This is a genomic window from Anabaena sp. CCY 9402-a (assembly GCF_963920945.1).
GTDB lineage: Bacteria > Cyanobacteriota > Cyanobacteriia > Cyanobacteriales > Nostocaceae > Trichormus > Trichormus minutissimus.
The window spans coordinates 1-18,330 of record NZ_CAWUDL010000045.1 but is presented as its reverse complement, the minus strand read 5'-3'; the positions used below and the strand labels follow the sequence as shown (position 1 = coordinate 18,330).

6 protein-coding genes are annotated in these 18,330 nt (G+C 38.8%); 2 read left to right on the top strand and 4 right to left on the bottom strand.

Annotated features, from left to right (window positions below):
* Positions 1–1,032: 1,032 nt before the first annotated feature.
* On the bottom strand, positions 1,033–2,721 hold the full coding sequence (locus ACM0OR_RS17195) for a dipeptide ABC transporter ATP-binding protein (protein ID WP_414577639.1): 1,689 nt from the start codon (positions 2,719–2,721) through the stop codon (positions 1,033–1,035).
* A 381-nt stretch (positions 2,722–3,102) separates the two neighbouring features.
* Positions 3,103–8,424, bottom strand: coding sequence for a translocation/assembly module TamB domain-containing protein (locus ACM0OR_RS17190; RefSeq protein ID WP_414577637.1), 5,322 nt, complete (start codon positions 8,422–8,424; stop codon positions 3,103–3,105).
* Between the two features lie 601 nt (positions 8,425–9,025).
* Here ACM0OR_RS17190 and ACM0OR_RS17185 point away from each other — a divergent pair.
* Positions 9,026–10,675: a sensor histidine kinase gene (locus ACM0OR_RS17185; RefSeq protein WP_414577636.1), complete on the top strand. Its 1,650-nt coding sequence runs from the start codon at positions 9,026–9,028 to the stop codon at positions 10,673–10,675.
* A 23-nt stretch (positions 10,676–10,698) separates the two neighbouring features.
* On the opposite strand, the gene ACM0OR_RS17180 is transcribed toward ACM0OR_RS17185, so the two are convergent.
* Positions 10,699–12,531, bottom strand: coding sequence for an ATP-binding protein (locus ACM0OR_RS17180; RefSeq protein WP_414577634.1), 1,833 nt, complete (start codon positions 12,529–12,531; stop codon positions 10,699–10,701).
* Positions 12,532–12,944: 413 nt separating this feature from the next.
* Here ACM0OR_RS17180 and ACM0OR_RS17175 point away from each other — a divergent pair, with 413 nt between their 5' ends.
* Positions 12,945–15,731: a TIGR02921 family PEP-CTERM protein gene (locus tag ACM0OR_RS17175; protein ID WP_414577633.1), complete on the top strand. Its 2,787-nt coding sequence runs from the start codon at positions 12,945–12,947 to the stop codon at positions 15,729–15,731.
* 125 nt (positions 15,732–15,856) lie between these two features.
* Here the strand turns inward: ACM0OR_RS17175 and ACM0OR_RS17170 are convergent, their stop codons facing one another.
* Entirely contained in the window at positions 15,857–18,136 is a 2,280-nt protein-coding gene (locus ACM0OR_RS17170; protein WP_414577631.1) for a DEAD/DEAH box helicase family protein, read from the bottom strand.
* Positions 18,137–18,330: the final 194 nt, after the last annotated feature.

The window sequence follows — 18,330 nt, the reverse complement described above, 5'->3', positions numbered from 1 at the left end:
TTGAAAGAAAGATATGTGACCAGCATAATAAAAAAATTAACATTTTTGTGATCAAATCTTCCTAAAGGTAGTTCCGTTAATTTTTTATTAACTAAAAATTTTTGATTTTCTTCTTGGCTACCTCTAACTAAAACTTTGTGTGCGAATCCTTTTTTAGATGTTGTGCAACTGATCTACACCTTTAAAAATATTATCAATAAAGATTCTCAATAATTTTCTAAAAAAATATAGATATCTAGGGGTAGAGTATCTTGTTAGACTCTATGAATTATGTATCTCACTAGCTAGGTTATTACTTGCGCTGTGAGTATTTACTTATGCTTGAAATGCCCGGATTACAGGTTCTCTTACTCAATTTTTCCAACTTTTTAACAGATAAGTGAGAAAAATAGGTAGCTATCCTACTAACTCTTTTTAACTTTTGCAAGTTAGATAATTTTTGAGACAATTAATTTAATTAAAACTCAAATTCAATATTAATGCAAGTCTTTGTTGATATTTATAACGGTAGTGCCAACTTTTTTTCAGGCTAGATGCTTGCTAAATCAAGCTTTACAGGCGATTTTCCTAAAAAAATTATTATATGACCCATTGAAAAGATCAATACTATCAATAATAATTGTCAATATATAATCTTAGCCCTAGATTTTGGTGGTACTAATTCGCTAAAGCAATGTGAAACTGAGTTCCGACAGATTAAGACGGGTTATCTCTATGACTGATAACTTTCTTAGGCAAAGCTTAAATTAACCCGCACAATCATACCGCCGCCATTCACTAAATCCTCAAAATCAATTTTTCCGTTAAGTCTTGAAAAGCTTGCCCACAAAGGATTTCGTTGAAACGGGCAGAAGCCTCACGTCTGGGGCTACGCCGAGCGGGGGATGAATGACCAGACGACGACGAAACACCTATCCACCAATATCAACCGTCAGATTGTTCAGGGAGTGAGGTGGTTGTTCGCGTAGCGATTGGCTACTAGAAATATATACTCCTCTTGGATCTACTATTGGCGCAATGCGGTTGATTTTTCTAAGCTCGTGCTAGTAGGGGAGCAGCAGCTAGGAGAGTTTGGGTGTAGGGATGTTGTGGGTTAGCAAATATTTGTTTGGTGGGGCCAAGTTCGACAATTTTACCACCGTGCATCACGGCTATACGATCGCACAAAAATCTCGCTAACCACAGGTCATGAGTAATAAACAAATAGGTCAACTCAAACTCATCTTTTAATTGCAACATCAATTCCAGCACTTGGGACTGTACACTCGCATCTAACATACTCACGGGTTCGTCGCAGATTAATAGTTTAGGACGAGTAATTAAAGCCCGCGCGATCGCTACCCGTTGCTGCTGTCCCCCAGACAAGTCTGATGGATAACGTTGATAATATAATTCCGTTGGTGTTAAGCCGACTTTCTCCAACATCCATAACACCTGTTCTTTGGCTTTAGCTGCATCAGCTAGATGATGAATTAATAAAGGATCGCCTATACTTTGTCCCACCGTCATAGCTGGGTTAAGACAAGCATGAGGATCTTGAAACACCATTTGGATTTGTCGCCGGGAAGCACGAATTTCTGAACGGGACAGCTTAGTTAAATCTTGTCCTAAAAACTCTACTTTCCCAGATGTCGGACGAATTAACTGTAATATTGTCCGCGATAGTGTACTTTTACCACATCCAGATTCACCCACTAATCCCAGAATTTCCCCTGGATACAATTCCAGATTAATCCCATCTACAGCCTTAATAGTTTGACTTTCCGCCTTAAACAGTCGTTCTATAAAGTTAGGTTCGATAGTGTAATACTGCTTAAGTTCCGTTACTCGCAGGATTGGGGATTGAGTGTGATTTTCTCCATTACCCCTTATCCCCAGAGGGGGCCCCGAGTTCCCCAGTCCCCAGTCGCCAGTCCCCACCTCATCAACGGATTGAATGTGTAACGCTGCTTGCAAAAGCGATCGCGTATATTCATGTTGGGGATTCTTAAAGACAGTATCTGTATAACCCATTTCTACCATTTTGCCTTGGTACATTACCCCAATGCGATCGCAATATTCCGCCACCATTGCCAAATCGTGAGAAATTAGCAGCAGTGCCATATTTTCCTGACTACAAAGGCGGGTTAATTCTTGTAAAATCTGGGCGGAGACAGTGACATCTAAGCTAGTGGTAGGTTCGTCTGCGACAATTAATTTAGGATTAAGAAGTAAAGCTAATGCGATCGCTACCCGTTGACGCATCCCGCCGCTAAACTCATGGGGGTACTGATTCCACCGACTAGCGGGAATATTCACCTTCTCTAAAGTAGCCAGTGCTTGTTCCTTCGCTTCCTTGGCTGATAACTCTGGTAAGTGCGCTTGCAAAGTTTCGATGCAATGATTCCCAATCGTCATCAGAGGATCAAGCCGCGTCATCGGATCTTGGAAAATTAATGCTACCGCTTCTCCCCGAAATTTCCGCAATTGGGTTGGTGTTAAATCAAATACCGATTCTCCTTGAAACGTTACCCGCCCTTCCACTTGACTAGAGGCTGGTAGCAGACGCATTGCCGCCCGTCCCAAGGTAGACTTACCACAACCCGATTCACCAACTAACCCCATTTTTTCACCAGGTTGTAAGGTAAAAGATACGTCATCAACTGCCCACTGTAGTTCTTCCCCGTTACGCTGCGGATAGGCGACACGCAAATTTTCGATACAAAATAACTCTTTACTCATAGTTTATTTATCAGCCCAAAGCCACCAGCTTGGATATTTTTAAATTTAAGCTAGTGTATCAAATTCTTTAAATTAAAGTATTGGATATCAAATATTATCGTAAATTCAAGAGTTTAAGACCCCTAAGTAGAACGGCGTAAATAATCAAAGGTTTGTAGTAAGGACTTTAGTCCTTCTTTTCGGACTAAAGTCCTTACTACGAACTCGATCACAAGAACCTTACATTACTTAACATAGTTGGGTTTATTACCACTGACTTACTTACGTCTACACGTAGTATTAGTTGAGTTGGGGTTTAAATCCTCGACTCCAACTGTCTTTAATTTTGTAGCTTGCTTCTCGTAGAGTATTTTGAATTTTGAATTGTTAATGCTACTGATGCTAAAATCTGGCTTCATATTCAAATAAGAATAGATTTTCATTTCCCAAATTAGTCGCGCCACGTACAAGAATTTCGTCATTGAGACGATAAAGCACATTGTAACGGAAAGACTCATTGGTAGCAAAAGCGCGTGATAAGGAGACAGATAAGTTACGGTTGACGTTAAACACACCCTCTGCTGACAAGTTGAGAACTGAAGATGTAGTTGATTCTTGACTAGTAGCAGGGGTAGGAAATATCCGAAATTCGTTAAAGCCAACCGCCTGTCCGATAGCAGTGATAGTTCCTTGCAAACCACCTAAAACAGTAGAGCCGGCGAAATTAGTCAATCCTTGTGTTAAATCTCCTGGCTGACTGAGAGAATTAAGAATCGAGCCACCCAACAAACCAACAATTTCTCCCTGACTTCGGCGAGGTTCACTCGTCAATTCCAAATTGTCTGCTAATTCACTGGCCTTACCTGTCGCCCTTGCTTGGACGCGAACGGTACGTAAAGTCCCAAAGTTGTTAGCGGAAATATCGCTAATTTCCGAAGACAAAGGTGATTCTAAGATTTGACTACCTGTTGCCGATGTCTCAGATACAATTGCCACCAGTCGGACATCTAAGCTAGGGTCAAGTCCTTGGCTGGGAGTAAACGTCGCTGTTTGTTCATAGCCCCGCGCCAAGGTAAACTCTGTAGAAAATAAGCTGATTCGTCCTCCTGTCAAACGGATGACTCCTTGAGGGAGGGGCTTGGCTAGAGTACCGTTGATAGTCAGGTCGCCTTTAGCATCAAAGCTCAGTACAGGTTGACTAAATGCCGATGCTCCTGGTATGGAGCTGAGTAGAGACTCAGTTGTAACCCGAATATCGTCCCCCAGAACCAATCGTAAATCTGCAAACTCTATAGGTAAGTTGGGTGTAGTGCTAACCTCTGTTGTAACTGGATTACTGCTAGCCTCTGGTGTATTGAGAGTAATAGAAGTAGGCTCTGGTGTAGTTGCAGTCGTGTTTGCTGGGTTTGAGCTATCAGCCGCAGATTTGCCAATAATGACTTGACCATCACTCAGTTCTATCTCTCCACCAATTACAGGTTTTAGTGCTGTTCCCCGAATTACGGCATTACCGCTAACATCACCTTGATACAATCCTGGAACTTGAAAATCTAGTTGTTCTTCTATAGATACGGTTAGGGGATTGGATGCGTCTGGCTGAGGAGTAAAAATAGGTAAAATTCCTGTGACAGCTACTAGCCCTTGATTATAATTGGCTTGAATACCCTCTACATTTAGCGTACTACCATCAAATAGCAGTGTTCCTGTGACATTTGTGAGGGGTTCGGATAAAGCTTGAGCGCGAATAGTAGCATTATTAACTCTGGTAGTTCCATTGATAATTGGCTCTTTTAACGTACCCTGAACATTAACATCTACTTGGCCTTCACCATCTACCCAACTAACTTGATTATTGGTAAATACATTTAACAGTGCCAATCCTTCATTATTCAAACTGGCGTTGACACTGAGTTGATTATTATCTGATGGCACTGCCGCAAAAGGTAGCGGTGCAGGTACGCTACCTGTAATTGATAGGGGTTGTGTCCCAGTCAATAACAAGGTGCTATCAAAACCCAGACGAGCATTGTTGTAATTAAATTTTACCTGTCCTGTTTGCACAGGTTGCTGATTTACAGTGGCATTAGCTAACGAAACTTCACCATTAACTTTAGGGTCATTTAAACTACCTTGCAAGTTAGCTACAGCATTGACTTGACCTGTGACATCTACAGGGTATTGCTCGATAAAAGGCTGTAAAAGTGACAGGGGTAAACTTGCTACATTTAAGTTTCCAGATAGTTGTTCTGTTCCTAACTGTCCAGAAAAAGCGATTAATCCTTGATTTATCCCCAGACTTAATGGTGAGAGTGTAACTACACCATCTGCAAAATTACCTTTAGCTGTGACTTGATTAATCGAATATTCACCCCATCGCCAGTTATTACCCTGGAAATTAAAGCCGACATTCAAACCAGATTTTAATGAACCACTGGCTGTAATTCCCCCACTCAAAGCACCTGTTAATTCTGCAAGGGTAGGTAAAGAGGTTGCTTGTTCTTTCTCTTGCTGCTGTTGTTGTGCTACCGATGTTTCAATTTGGGAAAAATACTCTAACTGTGTTTGCAAGTCTGCATTCGGTAAACTCACAGGTGTAGTGTCGAGTACCTCTGCTCCGGCTAACGTTGGAGACTCCAACCCACTACCAAGGTCTTGGAGGTCGAAGATATTAAATGCTTGCAAGATTTGCTCAATTTTAGTTGGCTCTAAATCAGCTTGTACTTGAAATTTGGGGTCATTACCGGTTTGCAAATTTCCACTGAGAGCTATGCTGCTGTTTCCTAACCGCAATAGACCATTAGTTAAGCTAGCAGTCCCATCGGCATAGTTGATATTAGCTCGAAATTCTTCTGCTGAGACTCTAGCAACACGGGGTTTAATTATCTCTATGTCTCCACTTGCTGCATAATTATTCAGGTTAACAACTAAATTTCCCGATAGTTCTCCCCCTAGAGGTTTCAAGCGATTGTCAGGTAAAAAGCCACCAACCAGAGCTATAGGAAACTGTTGGGCGTTGACAATTAAGTTATCTGCTACGATTCTACCTGTGCTAATCGCCTGTCCGCGCTTGAGTAAAAATGAGGTGGGGAGATAATCTGCGCCCAGATTAACTGCTATTTTGTCTTGTCTCCCTGCAAGTTGCAGTCTTGCTCCTTGTCCTCCTTGAAAATTCACGTCTCCAGTTAAAACTGGGTCAAATGCTAAGTTACCGACATTGAAATTCCGCAACCTGATATTACCAGTAGCCTTGGGAGTTTCCAGAGTCCCTGTCACTTGCCCATTAAAATCAAGTAACCCTGCTATTGCTATATCTCCAGGGACTTGCAAGCCAGTGTTTTGCAGGTTAAAATTCTCTGCTAGGACATTTAAATTAAACCCAGTAATTTGGGGTGTACCCGTCTGGGGTAATTGTACAGCGATCGCACCACTAGCACTAAATCCTGGAATACTCGCACGTTGGACTATAATCTGCTGTCCATTCCACTGAAATTGGGCTGTTAGCGGTTGCGCTAACTGGGGTACGACTTGGGAAGCGCGGATTTGTCCGGCTGCGCGAATATCTGCAACCTCGAAAGACTCTGTTGTCCCTGTCAATTTGATATCGCTGTTCAGCCGTCCTTGGAGTTGTGGTGAGAAACGGTTGAGTTGTATTTGGTCAGCGTTGACAACGGCTTGCCAGCGACCAGCATTGAGGTTAATGTCTCTCAGATTAACGCCACCTCCTGCTAAACTCAAGCTGGCCTCTCCTGTAGCTTGAATATTTGCAGGTTGAAAAGCCGTAGTGCTTCCTGACAAATTTACTGATGCACTATTTACAACTCCCTGAAACTGTGGTGGTATCTCCTGAAAACGATTTAATTGTAAACTTTGGGCATTGACAGCAGCTTGCCAGCGTTGTTGAGTCAGCTGACCATTGGCTGTAATTGTACCACCTACTACGTTAAAAACAGCACTTGGCAATAGGATATTCTGCCCTTGTTGAGTAATCACAACTCGCCCCGTAGTTGGATAGGTAGCGGTAGGTGCTTGCAGTTGTGCTACTGTCCGCAGATTGCCAAGAGTACCGGAAATTCTCGCATTGGCTGATATAGAGCCGACTTTGATTGTAGCTCCAGGGGTGTTGGTTTTAGCGATCGCATCCCCTGGTAAATTTTGGGCTTTAATATTGAATAATACATTCCCTTGGGGTGCTAGCTGAACTTGACCACTCCCCACGATTTGTCCCCCGGCTGGCGGCTTCACCTCTACACTAGAAATGTTCAGTGCCAAAGATTGTTTATCTAATGAGCCAGTAATTTCTGCTTCTGCTGAGACATTACCCACGTTGATGGGAGGAGTCAAGCCATAGCTACGTGCTAGTATATCCCCGGATATATCGGCTGCTTGAATCTTAAAATTTACTTGATCACCCAGAGTAGCTTCACCGCTTCCTGTAATTTCACCACCTGCGGCGGGGACTAGTGTTAAATTTGAGACAGCAATTCGGGAAACATTTTCAGATATACTTAAACGAAAATCAGTATTGACGGTTTTAAATTGAACACGGTCAACTTGAATTGGTTTGGTGTTGCTGGCTGTACCGCTAAGAATTGGCTGCTGAAGTGTCCCCTGCAACCTAATATCTGCTTGCACTTCGCCAGTAGCTATCACTGGTGAATCTACTTTGAGCGTGTCTAAGATATTTTTCGCACTGACTGGTTTTACCTGGGCTGAGATGTTAAAACCTGTTTGTGTATTAACTGTTCCATTTGCTACGATGGGTACTTGACCAAGGTTGGTCGTGAGATTATCTAGAGCGATCGCCTGACCTTTAAATATCAAGTTACCATTAGTATTAGTAAACCGTTGGGGAATATCTTGGATTTGAGCAGTCACCCCACTAGGAGTAGCTGTCCCCGTAATTACTATATCTGCGGAATTGGAGAGGATTTTCAGTCCTAAGTCGGCATCTATACGTCCTGCTTGTAAAACAATTGGCAATTGAATTAGGCGACTGACATCAGATGCTTGTAAACTTTGTGCTACAACCTTGAGGCTAGTTGCTTGTGTTTTCAATTCTGTTTCACCAGAGATATTAACTGTACCTCCTCTGGTAAGTTGACCATTTATTTCATAACCAACCCCTGTGTTTTTAGGTAAAAATCGCGCAATACCACTAAATTTATCTATAACTACAGAACCTTTCGGCTTAATTGATGTGGATGCTGGGAATAACTCTACATTTCCATCAACAAGCTTGAGTGTTTGTAACTCAATTTGAATAGCACCTTGACCTTCTCCACTCTTAACATCAGCCGTAACCCAACTACCATCTTGACCTTGTTGGATGTAGACCTTGGGCTGAACTAATGTGACATTTAATGGTAATGTTCGGGTAAGTAATATTTGTAAGGGTGAAAACTGCACATCAACGCTCTCTGCTTTCACCCAATCTTGATCTGTAGAAGTTGCTGGTATCGATAGAGAGCTAAATCTCAGACTAGAGAGTGAAAAAGCTGCAATTTTACCTAATTTTATCGGTCGCCCCAGCAATTGCTCCAGATTTGTTTCTACTAACGGGGCTAAATCGTTGTATACATATTGTCTTACCCACCAAGTACCAGATGCGATTCCAGTGAGCAAAATAATTCCTACAACTAGGCTGGTACGTCTTGAAAGGAGAAGATTTAATAAACGACGGTTCGCTGACTCCTGATCATTTCCTGATTTTGGTGAGTGCGTCATTTTTATTATTAGTGTCTGCTTACTAGGCAGTAAGTGAATTTCTTGAGTGCTTGATGATCCTTCAACTATGGTGATTGTACCATCTTGACGCACACGGAATCCGCAACTAGTGACGCATTTCCAATAAAATTTTGATGACAACTTATTACCAGAACGCGATGGTTTCTGGAATCCTCAGCCAGATATAAGTTTGAGTTAAGAGAGAAAGGGTTGTTCTATGTCATTATTTACTACTTTTGCTAGCTTAAAAATTCACATTTTTAATAATTTTTATATAAAAATTGCTTGTGTTTTTCATGGAAAAGATAATTTAAGAAGATGTTTCTTCCTTTATTCCTTGATTCTTGTTGTTTAACTTTCTCGCAAGATTAAGAAAAAATACGGAGGTGCGTATAATTATTAAAACAGACAATATTATTTATGGTTAAACAATAATAATACTTCCTTTGGAAGTAGTAACTGCAATTCCTAGAAAAATTTGATTTTTATGCGATCGCAGATAGAATTTATATTCATTTCTTCATAATGAGTTCAACCTAAATCCTTTGACAACTATTCATCTAGAATCACTATTTTTAGAAAAGTAATATAGATTTTTATCATGTTTCAAAAAACAAATATTAAATCAATATGTTTAAAATTATTTCGGCTTCCATTTAAACTCCTTCCATCTCAGTTAATTACTATCACTGTTATACTAACTCTAGCTCTAGTTTTATTTTTACCTCAAACATGGATTACTTGGCGAGCTTATAATGATTTTAATAATCTTCTTGAAAACGAATTAAAACTACGAAGTTTGAATGAAAAAATTACTTATTATGATGAAGTTCTTACGATGTCAGCCCGCATGAATGCTGCTACAGGTGATTCCATTTGGGAAATAAGATATCGTAAATTTGAACCTTTACTAGATGCAGCCATTAAAGAATCAATTAAACTTGCTCCCCAAGCTTATAATAATCAAGATGCACAAGAGACTGATGCTGCGAATCAGCGTTTGGTGGCAATGGAATATAAATCTTTTGATTTAGTTAGAACAGGTCAAAAACTAGCAGCTAAATCCCTTTTGCTAAGTCAAAAATACGAATTAGAGAAGCAAAAATACGCATCAGGAGTTGATAGAATAAATAAAAATATTTCTCTTCAGATATATAATAGAATATTCCAATATCGCCGATATTTATTATGGTCAATTTGTGCTTCCTTTATTAGTTTAGCTTTCCTTATCCCTTCATGGTTATTAGTTTTGCGTTTATTAAAGAACTATTTAAAATCTAGTAAAATTGCTCAAAAAGCATTAACAAATATCAATCATGAATTAGAAGTGCGTGTAGAAAAAAGAGCCAAAGAATTGCAAAATAAAAATACTCAACTCACTCAAACATTACAAAGATTACAACAAGCACAAATCCAATTAATTCAGACAGAAAAAATGTCTTCATTAGGTGAGATGGTAGCTGGGATTGCCCATGAAATCAATAATCCAATCACTTTTGTTAAATGCAATATTGACTATGTAAAAGAATATTCATCTAACATATTAAAGCTTATACATAATTATCAGCTATATTATCCCCAACCTCCAGATCATATTCAATCCCAAATCAAAGAGATGGATTTAGAATTTGTTCAAGAAGATTTTATCAAAATCCTTAAATCTATAGAAATTGGTACTGACAGAGTTGAGAAAATTGTTAAATCTCTGCGTAATTTTTCTCGTCTGGATGAAGCGGAAATCAAAGCAGTAGATATTGATGAAGGTATTGATGGTACTTTGATGATTTTATCTCATCGTCTGAAAGCTATGGACAAAAATCCAGAAATTTCGATAATCAAAGAATATGCTTTATTACCATTGGTTGAATGTTACCCTGGTTTACTGAATCAGGTATTTATGAATATTCTGGCTAATGCCATAGATGCTTTACATGAATATAACTTGCAACGTACAAGTGATGAAATTAAAAATAACCCTTCTGCAATTCGTATTTGCACTTATCAACTAAATGAATCTTGGATACAAATTCGGATTATTGATAATGGTATAGGTATTCCAGAAAATATTCGTGACAAATTGTTTGATCCATTTTTTACTACTAAGCCTGTGGGTCAGGGTACAGGACTAGGATTATCGATTAGTTACCAGATTATTGTGGAGAAACATTCTGGAAAGCTATATTGTAATTCTAATCAACCAAAAGGCATAGAATTTGTCATTGAAATTCCTATCGTTCAGCGTTTAGCTTAGATAAATTATTGAATTTATATTACTTAGCATTCCTTAACGGTAGCAAGTGTGAAATTTTGGCTTACAGGAATCTGAATAATAAACTCTGTTCCCTGACCAATAGTAGAGAAACAATCTAATTTCCCCCCGTGTTTTTCGGTAATAATTTGCAGGCTGATAGACATTCCCATTCCTGTACCTTTACCGGATGGCTTCGTAGTAAAAAATGGCTGAAAAATTTTGCTTTGAACATCTTCAGGGATACCAGAACCGTTATCAGCGATCGCAATTTGCACCCACTGAGCATCTTTAATGGATGTACTAATAGTAATCTGATTCTTTTGTTGCCTACTTTGTTGTTCTTCTAGAGCATCAATAGCATTGACTAAAATATTCATAAATACCTGATTGAGTTGCCCAGGATAACACTCTATCAAAGGTAAATTACCATAATTTTTAATGACTTGAATAGCGGGGTATTCTGGTGTATCTTTCAAGCGATGTTGTAAAATCAGCAAAGTGCTATCAATACCTTCATGAATATCTACCGCTTTGAATGCTGATTCATCAAGACGAGAGAAGTTCCTTAATGACAGCACAATCCGGCGAATCCGATCTGTACCAATTTTCATTGAATCCAACATTTTTGGTAAATCTTCCTGGATAAATTCCAGTTCGATATTTTCTGCTTCATCTACTATTTCTGATACTGGTTCAGGGTAATATTTTTGGTACAATTGTACAAAATTTAAGAGATTTCCGGCATATTCTTGGACATGAGCCAAATTGCCGTGGATAAAGTTAACTGGATTATTAATTTCGTGGGCTATCCCTGCTACCATTTGCCCCAAAGCAGACATTTTTTCGCTTTGCACCATTTGCAATTGAGTACGTTGTAATTCCTCTAGTAGTTGTTGCAAACGGATATTTTTCTCGCTGAGTTCTTCGGTTCTTGTCTCTACCTTATGTTCTAGAGTTTCGTTATAAGCTGCTAGTTGTTCGTTCGCTGCCTGTTGCTGGTTTAATAGTTGTTTAACTGTAGCAATTAATTGATTGAGAGAGTTGCCAAGCACACCAATTTCATCATTACTATCAATATTCACTTGTAAATTGAAATTCGACTCTTCTGTAGAACGTCTAGCTATATTAGTTAATGTTTGAATAGGTCGAGCGATCGCTCGACTAGTAAAAAGTGCTAAGAGAATTGAAATACCCACTGATAAGGTAATACTAGTAAGAACAATTTGTTGAGATAATTTGGTGGATTGTTCATGCAATTCATTAGTTTGCTTTGTTGTTAAATAAGAATTTTTAATAATATCTACTAAATCATCAGAAATGCCATCAAAATTAAGTGCTAAATCACTATTTGTAAATTCAATTAATATTTTTTGAGCTTGTTCAATATCTTTTGGTGTATTCAAATTTAATGTCTGTATCTGCTTTCTCCGGTATTCTAGTTCTTGAAAATACTGTTGTGGAATATCATTATAAGTTTGCAAAAATTTTGGTATTTCTGTAAGGTTTATGTCTCCCGCAGGTTTAGACTTTATCTTCACAAAAGCCTTTAACTCAGCCCAATGACTTTTTATTTCAGATTCATGGTGCAGCAAATGAGCATATTCCTCATTATAACTTTCTGGGTTTTTGACTAAGGGAATGAGTTGTTGTTGATGGGTACGCGCCTGAAGAACACCAGCTTGCAAGCGATGCAGTAATTCAATTTCATTGCGGGTGTGTTGTTTCCTTTCGCTAGCTTGTTGGTAATAGTGACGACCAATACCAAAACCAGCCACCGTTCCAGAAACAGCAATACCTAGGGTAATAGCATATCCTAGACTAATCCTTTGCCCAATTCCTAACTTAATTTTCAGCATAGAATCTTCACTACCTAAAAGGACTTTTGTTGATTCTATGATTCCCCTTATCCCTTGCAGTCTAACAGCAAAGCTTGATCACAAACCCATGATTCAGATGCGTCTGTGGGTGTTTTGTTGGAGTATGACGCAGCAATAGTGAATCAAACTCATGAGGCGATCGCTAATTAAGTAAGTACAGCATTCCGCATTCCATGAAATTCGTAGTCAACCCTCCGCGTACCTCCGCACTTACCTCTCTTCCCCACTGCGTTTAAATTTCCACTCTCCCCAACTTTTGGGAACTATAAAGTTACAGTCTTGTTTTCTGACAACACTGTAAACATTTATCTAATTTATCGATCCAAAACTGGGAATGTGACAACTGGATTCTGTAGAAGCATTAATAACTGCTAATAGGAGGGTATCAAGCTGTGAAGATTTTTTGGAATACTACCTTTTACGCCATATTTTGGCTGTGGAACTTAACATTTTTAATGTTTGTCTATTTCGGGATAATGCCTTGGATAGCTGTACCATTATTCCAAGCCACCTTACAGGGTGATATCCCCGCAGAATTTTCTCTAACTCTAGTTACCTTAATCGCCATACCAACAATTTCTTCTCTTATTGGAGGTAAGTTTTTCATCACACAACCCCTACAACTCATCCGCTTATTTTATGGGGTAGAAGCACCACTATTTGTTTTGTGTTTGTTGCGGTTGTTTGTCATTCGGGAATTGACACCCGCTAGTACCCAGATTATCGCCACAATTGGTATATGTATTGCAGCATTTTGCGGAGAATTATTTTTTGGGTATGCTTCTAGACGAAAAAATGCTCTGCAATGGGTGCAAATGCTAGCACATAGTTTAATGCTGCTATTCGGCATTTATGCAGGTGTAATCTTACTATTTTATGCCTTGCCTTTAGCAGCGTTTTTGGTGCAGGAGTTTGTTAAATTTGAATGGTTAAAAGGTTTATGGTATTTATTGACTGATTTTTCGTTAATTGGTAGTTTATGGTTAGTAGCTCTTTGGTTACTTCTCTTTGCCTTTAGTGCCACTTTGTTTATTTTCATGCCTTCCGCACTAGCAGCGATGTATGTGAATTCTGGCTCTAGAATTTTACAAGCTTTTGCTAGAGATTACGGAAATAAAAAGACTTTAGTCGGTGCTAGTGCTGTTGTAATTGCTTTTTTTATCACCTTTATATCTCTACAACAACAGCCTCAAGTTTTGGCTTTTTCTCTATTAGCTAATTCTTCTAATAATGAGCGCAATCGCCAAACCATTTTAGCTAAATCAAACGAAATTCGCGATGGTTTAGTCAACGCTTATTTATCTTCTTATCGCTATCTCAGTAGTAGAGAAGAAAATAATCATATCAGTGCCATGTATCGGCAGGTACTAGGCTTAGACAAATCAGTAGCTAATAACATCCAAAATGGCTATAACTTCTTGATGTCACCATTTTTATATCAAGGTTCAGAAAAAGATGCTGAAAAAGCCGAAAAACTTTATGCAGAATTTTTTGATACCCCACTACAAAAAGCAGAAAAAGCAGCAGTTAGTCATGCTGTACAATCTACTTTTAACCAGCAAGAAGTTAAGGCTGGTTTATTAAATATCAACGAGAAAAAAGTTTGGTTAGCATCACAACAAGTCACAGTTAAAGAAGATGGTGATTGGGCTGATGTGGAGTTATACGAAGTTTACAAAAACCAAACTCGAGAAGTTCAAGAAGTTTTTTACTCCTTTTCTTTACCAGAAAGTGCTGTAATTACCGGATTATGGTTGGGAGATACTAACAAACTATCCCAACGTTTCCCTTTCACTGTTTCTCCTCGCGGTGCTGCCCAAAAAGTTTACAATTCCCAGGTGCGAAGAGAACGCCCTGTAGATCCTGCTTTACTGGAACAAGTAGGGCCAAGACATTATCGCTTGAGGGCTTTTCCCATCCCTCCCAATAATGTGCTACAAATCCAAGGACAACCACCTCGCCCCACGGAAATGCACCTATGGCTAACTTACAAGGTGATGGGTAAAGATCAAGGTTGGGCGATGCCAGATTTAGGGGAAAAACGCAATATTTTCTGGAGTCAGGATACTAAACGTACCCGTAACGGTAAAGCTATCAACTTTAAACAGGATGATTGGTTAGAAGAATTTGTCCCCGCCAGTAGTAAAGTACAGCCTGCACTCCATGAAGTGAACTTAGAAAATGGCGATCGCATTATCGCCAAGCCTTTATCCCCAAAAGATTATGCTTTACCCAAAACCCAACGCATCGCCTTAGTTTTGGATACTTCCCGCAGTATGGGTAGTCATACCAAGGAATTAGCACAAACTTGGGATTGGTTAAAACAGCATGGCTTTGCAGACAAGGATTTAACTAATAATGATGCTGATTTATACATCAGTGTCGCTAAGGGTGCAGCACCCCAACGGCTAGATGATATCCAACAATTCCAATCAGAAAAAACTACCTTTTACGGTACACTTCAACCCCAACAAATGTTGGAACAGTTTAATCAACTGCGCGGTGACACAGCCTATGATGCAGTATTACTCATTAGTGATGAGGGGAGTTATGAGTTATCCCGTAAGAATAAGATTGTAGTTGCCTCACCTGCGCCTCTATGGATGGTGCATTTAGGTGGATTACCCGCAGCCTACAACGATGGGATGATCAAATCGATCCAAGATACTGGCGGTGGAGTCTCGGAAGATATTGCAGAGGTATTGCAACGAATTGCTACGAAATCAGCGTTAGGTGACTCTGTTGTGAGTGTAGTAGATAATTATGCGTGGTATCTGCAAAAAACTGATACCGCAGAGGTAAATAACCCTCAACAGCCAGCAGGTTTACAACCATTAGCCGCCCGACAATTAATTTTAAGCTTGAGTAAACAAATCAAGTTAGACAATCTCAAAAGCTTAGATGCAATTCACGCGATCGCCAAAAAGTATGAGATTGTTAGTCCATACTCTTCTATGTTGGTATTAGTCAACGATGAACAAAGACGGTTACTTAAAGAAGCCGAAGCCGCTAGCGATCGCTTTGACCGCAAAATAGAAGATGGTAAAGAAACCCTCACCAAACCCAATAATCCCTTGAAAACCAGCACCAGCATCCCCGAACCTTCCGGCGGCTGGATTTTAGCTATTGGTGCGGCCGCTATATTCATCCTGAAACAGCAAAAACGGACTGCGAATTAAAATCAACATCAGATTTTCCTTATCTCTAATACGTCAAAACTCCATCTCATTGAAGATGGAGTTTTTTTTGGTGCATTTGAGAATATTCTCAATTATTGACTTTTACAAGAAGTGAGGAATAAGGATTATCGCTTTGTATTCTCTGAAGCTGTCTTCTTTGTATGGGCTTTACGTGATAGAACTTGTAGATTATTGACTGTGGTTAAACCACCTTCAGACATGGGTTTAATGTGATCAATTTGGAAATCTCGTCTCATCTGGCTTCTAAATCTAGTAATTGCACAAGTTATAAAGCCTTTTGCATCTGTATGTTTTGCAAACACAGCTTTTTTAATTTTCATGTATTCATCAATATCGCGCTCTTTAATTTCATATAGAGTTAATTTCTCTATTGGCACATTATCATGAATTACAGTTGGTATTGATACTTCAATATTAGGATATAACCCTTCAATTTTAAGGGTTTCAATATCCAATTGCTTCCTAAAATATAGCTTGTTGTAACTAAATAAAACTTGCCAAAAAGACTTCCGATCATTCCAGAGAGAGTCAATATAGTCAGATTTTGCTCTACCACCTAAAGAATTATCGTAAATATGCCTTGCTACGATAGATAAATCACATTTTCTTCTCTCGCTGAATGCTAGAAATTCTGGTTTTTCTCCAGTGTGCGCATAGAAACGCAAGATATTTTCTACATCTTCATCTCTGTAGCCCAGTAAAGTTTGGCAGTTAGGGAAATAAATTTGCTTTGCAGTTTGCAATAGATATTCAAGTTCTGCTTTAGTTAATATTTCTCTGTCTTTTAAATCAATCCCTTGAAATAGAATTTTTAAATCATTTACAAAGTTATCGTATGTTTCTTCTGTGTCGTCATATAATAACACCTCATAATTTCTAGGAATAGGCTCAAATGCTTCAGATTCTTGAGCCGTTTCGAGAATAGAAAAACGATAAATTCCGATAGGAACTCTCTTTAAAAACTCTAGAGCTTCTAGCCCAGTGGTATCAATTGATTCATCCATGATACGAGTGAATTCCTCTATCATCTCAATAGATATAAGCCTAGCCGTTCTATTATTAGATGGAAGTGTCCCATCAGGACGAAAATCCCCTTCTCCCACATGAAGCTTTTCTGGATTAACCCAGTTAATTTTGTCTTCCCATTCATCAATAAAGCTGATTACATAAGCTTTTTCCGTGCCACCTGCTTTTTGACCACGTAAAGCTCGACCTATCATTTGTGTCATTAATATTGTAGATGCAGTAGGTCGTGTGAGGAAAACAGTTTGTACGTTAGGTAAATCTGTTCCCTCAGTTAATATTTCTACGTTAATTAATACTTCAAGTTCTCCATTCCTGAATTTTTGTATTTTCTCTTTATTATTTTTTACATCAATTGAAGCACCTGTGTTTGCATCTTTAACTGCGGCAACCACGTAATCGGAATTAATCCCTTCATCTCTAAACAGTTTGTTCAACGCAATTGCGTGTATGACATCAATCGCAAAAATTAGAAGAGGTTTATATTTTTTCCGATTGTTAAGATAATGACTAACAATTATCCTGTTTCGTTCATAAGACTTAGCAATCTGTTCAGCGACATCTTTTGGCAGTTTGTCAAAGTCCTCAATAGTTTTGATGTCCCTTGCTGTCAATTTTTTCTTTATAGGTATCTTTGTTTCTAGGTTTTCAAAAATAGGTTCAGCAAGTATTCCTTTATTAATTAGATTTCTTAGGTCTTCTTTGAAAATTATGTCACCTGGAAAAACTAATTTTAGTAACCCCTGCTCCCCCTCATCTGTGCGGAAAGGGGTAGCTGTCAAACCTAGCATTCTAAAGCCATTTTCATGACCTCGTGATTTCATCTCATCTTTAACCGCATTAATTAGTTTACGGTAGGTTTTAGCTGTTGCATGGTGCGCCTCATCTACTACTAAAAGCACTTCTGGTAAATGACGAACCCAGTTATTTAACAAGTGTTCAAGACCACTGTTTAGACTATCTTTGCTGGCAATGATAATGTCATCACTTGGTTCAATGTGTACAGGTCTTCCATGTTTAGGATGACCTGAGATGATGCGAAATCTAAACCCTGATACATTATTCAACACTGATGGATAAGCACTAAGTTTAACAGTTTCAAGTGCTTGGTCAAGTAATTCATGACGATGAGCAATCCATAGAACCTTTTTCTGATTGTTAATAAAATTACGTAGTAGCCAGTGAACTGCGGTCAATGTTTTTCCGCCACCTGTGGGAAGAACTAACAAACCTTCAAAGGGATTTTTATTGATGTCATCCAAAAATTGGATTGCTTCATTTTGATGGGCATATAACTCTCTAGGGTTATCACCTCTTTCAACGTTAATCCGACCTGCGTAAGTAACTTGAGCAGTTTTCATAATTAGTAGAAACCAGGAAAGACTGTATTTAGGAGAGAGATTAAAACTAGGAATTATTCAAAATATTCCAGCAATTTATCACCCTAATTTTCAGTATTCCCAAATCAATAATCATGTCTAACTTCTTACTTTTAATTCAGTAAGTAGCTAAACAAAATTAATTACATAGTTTGTACCAAACTCTCGAAGAATCT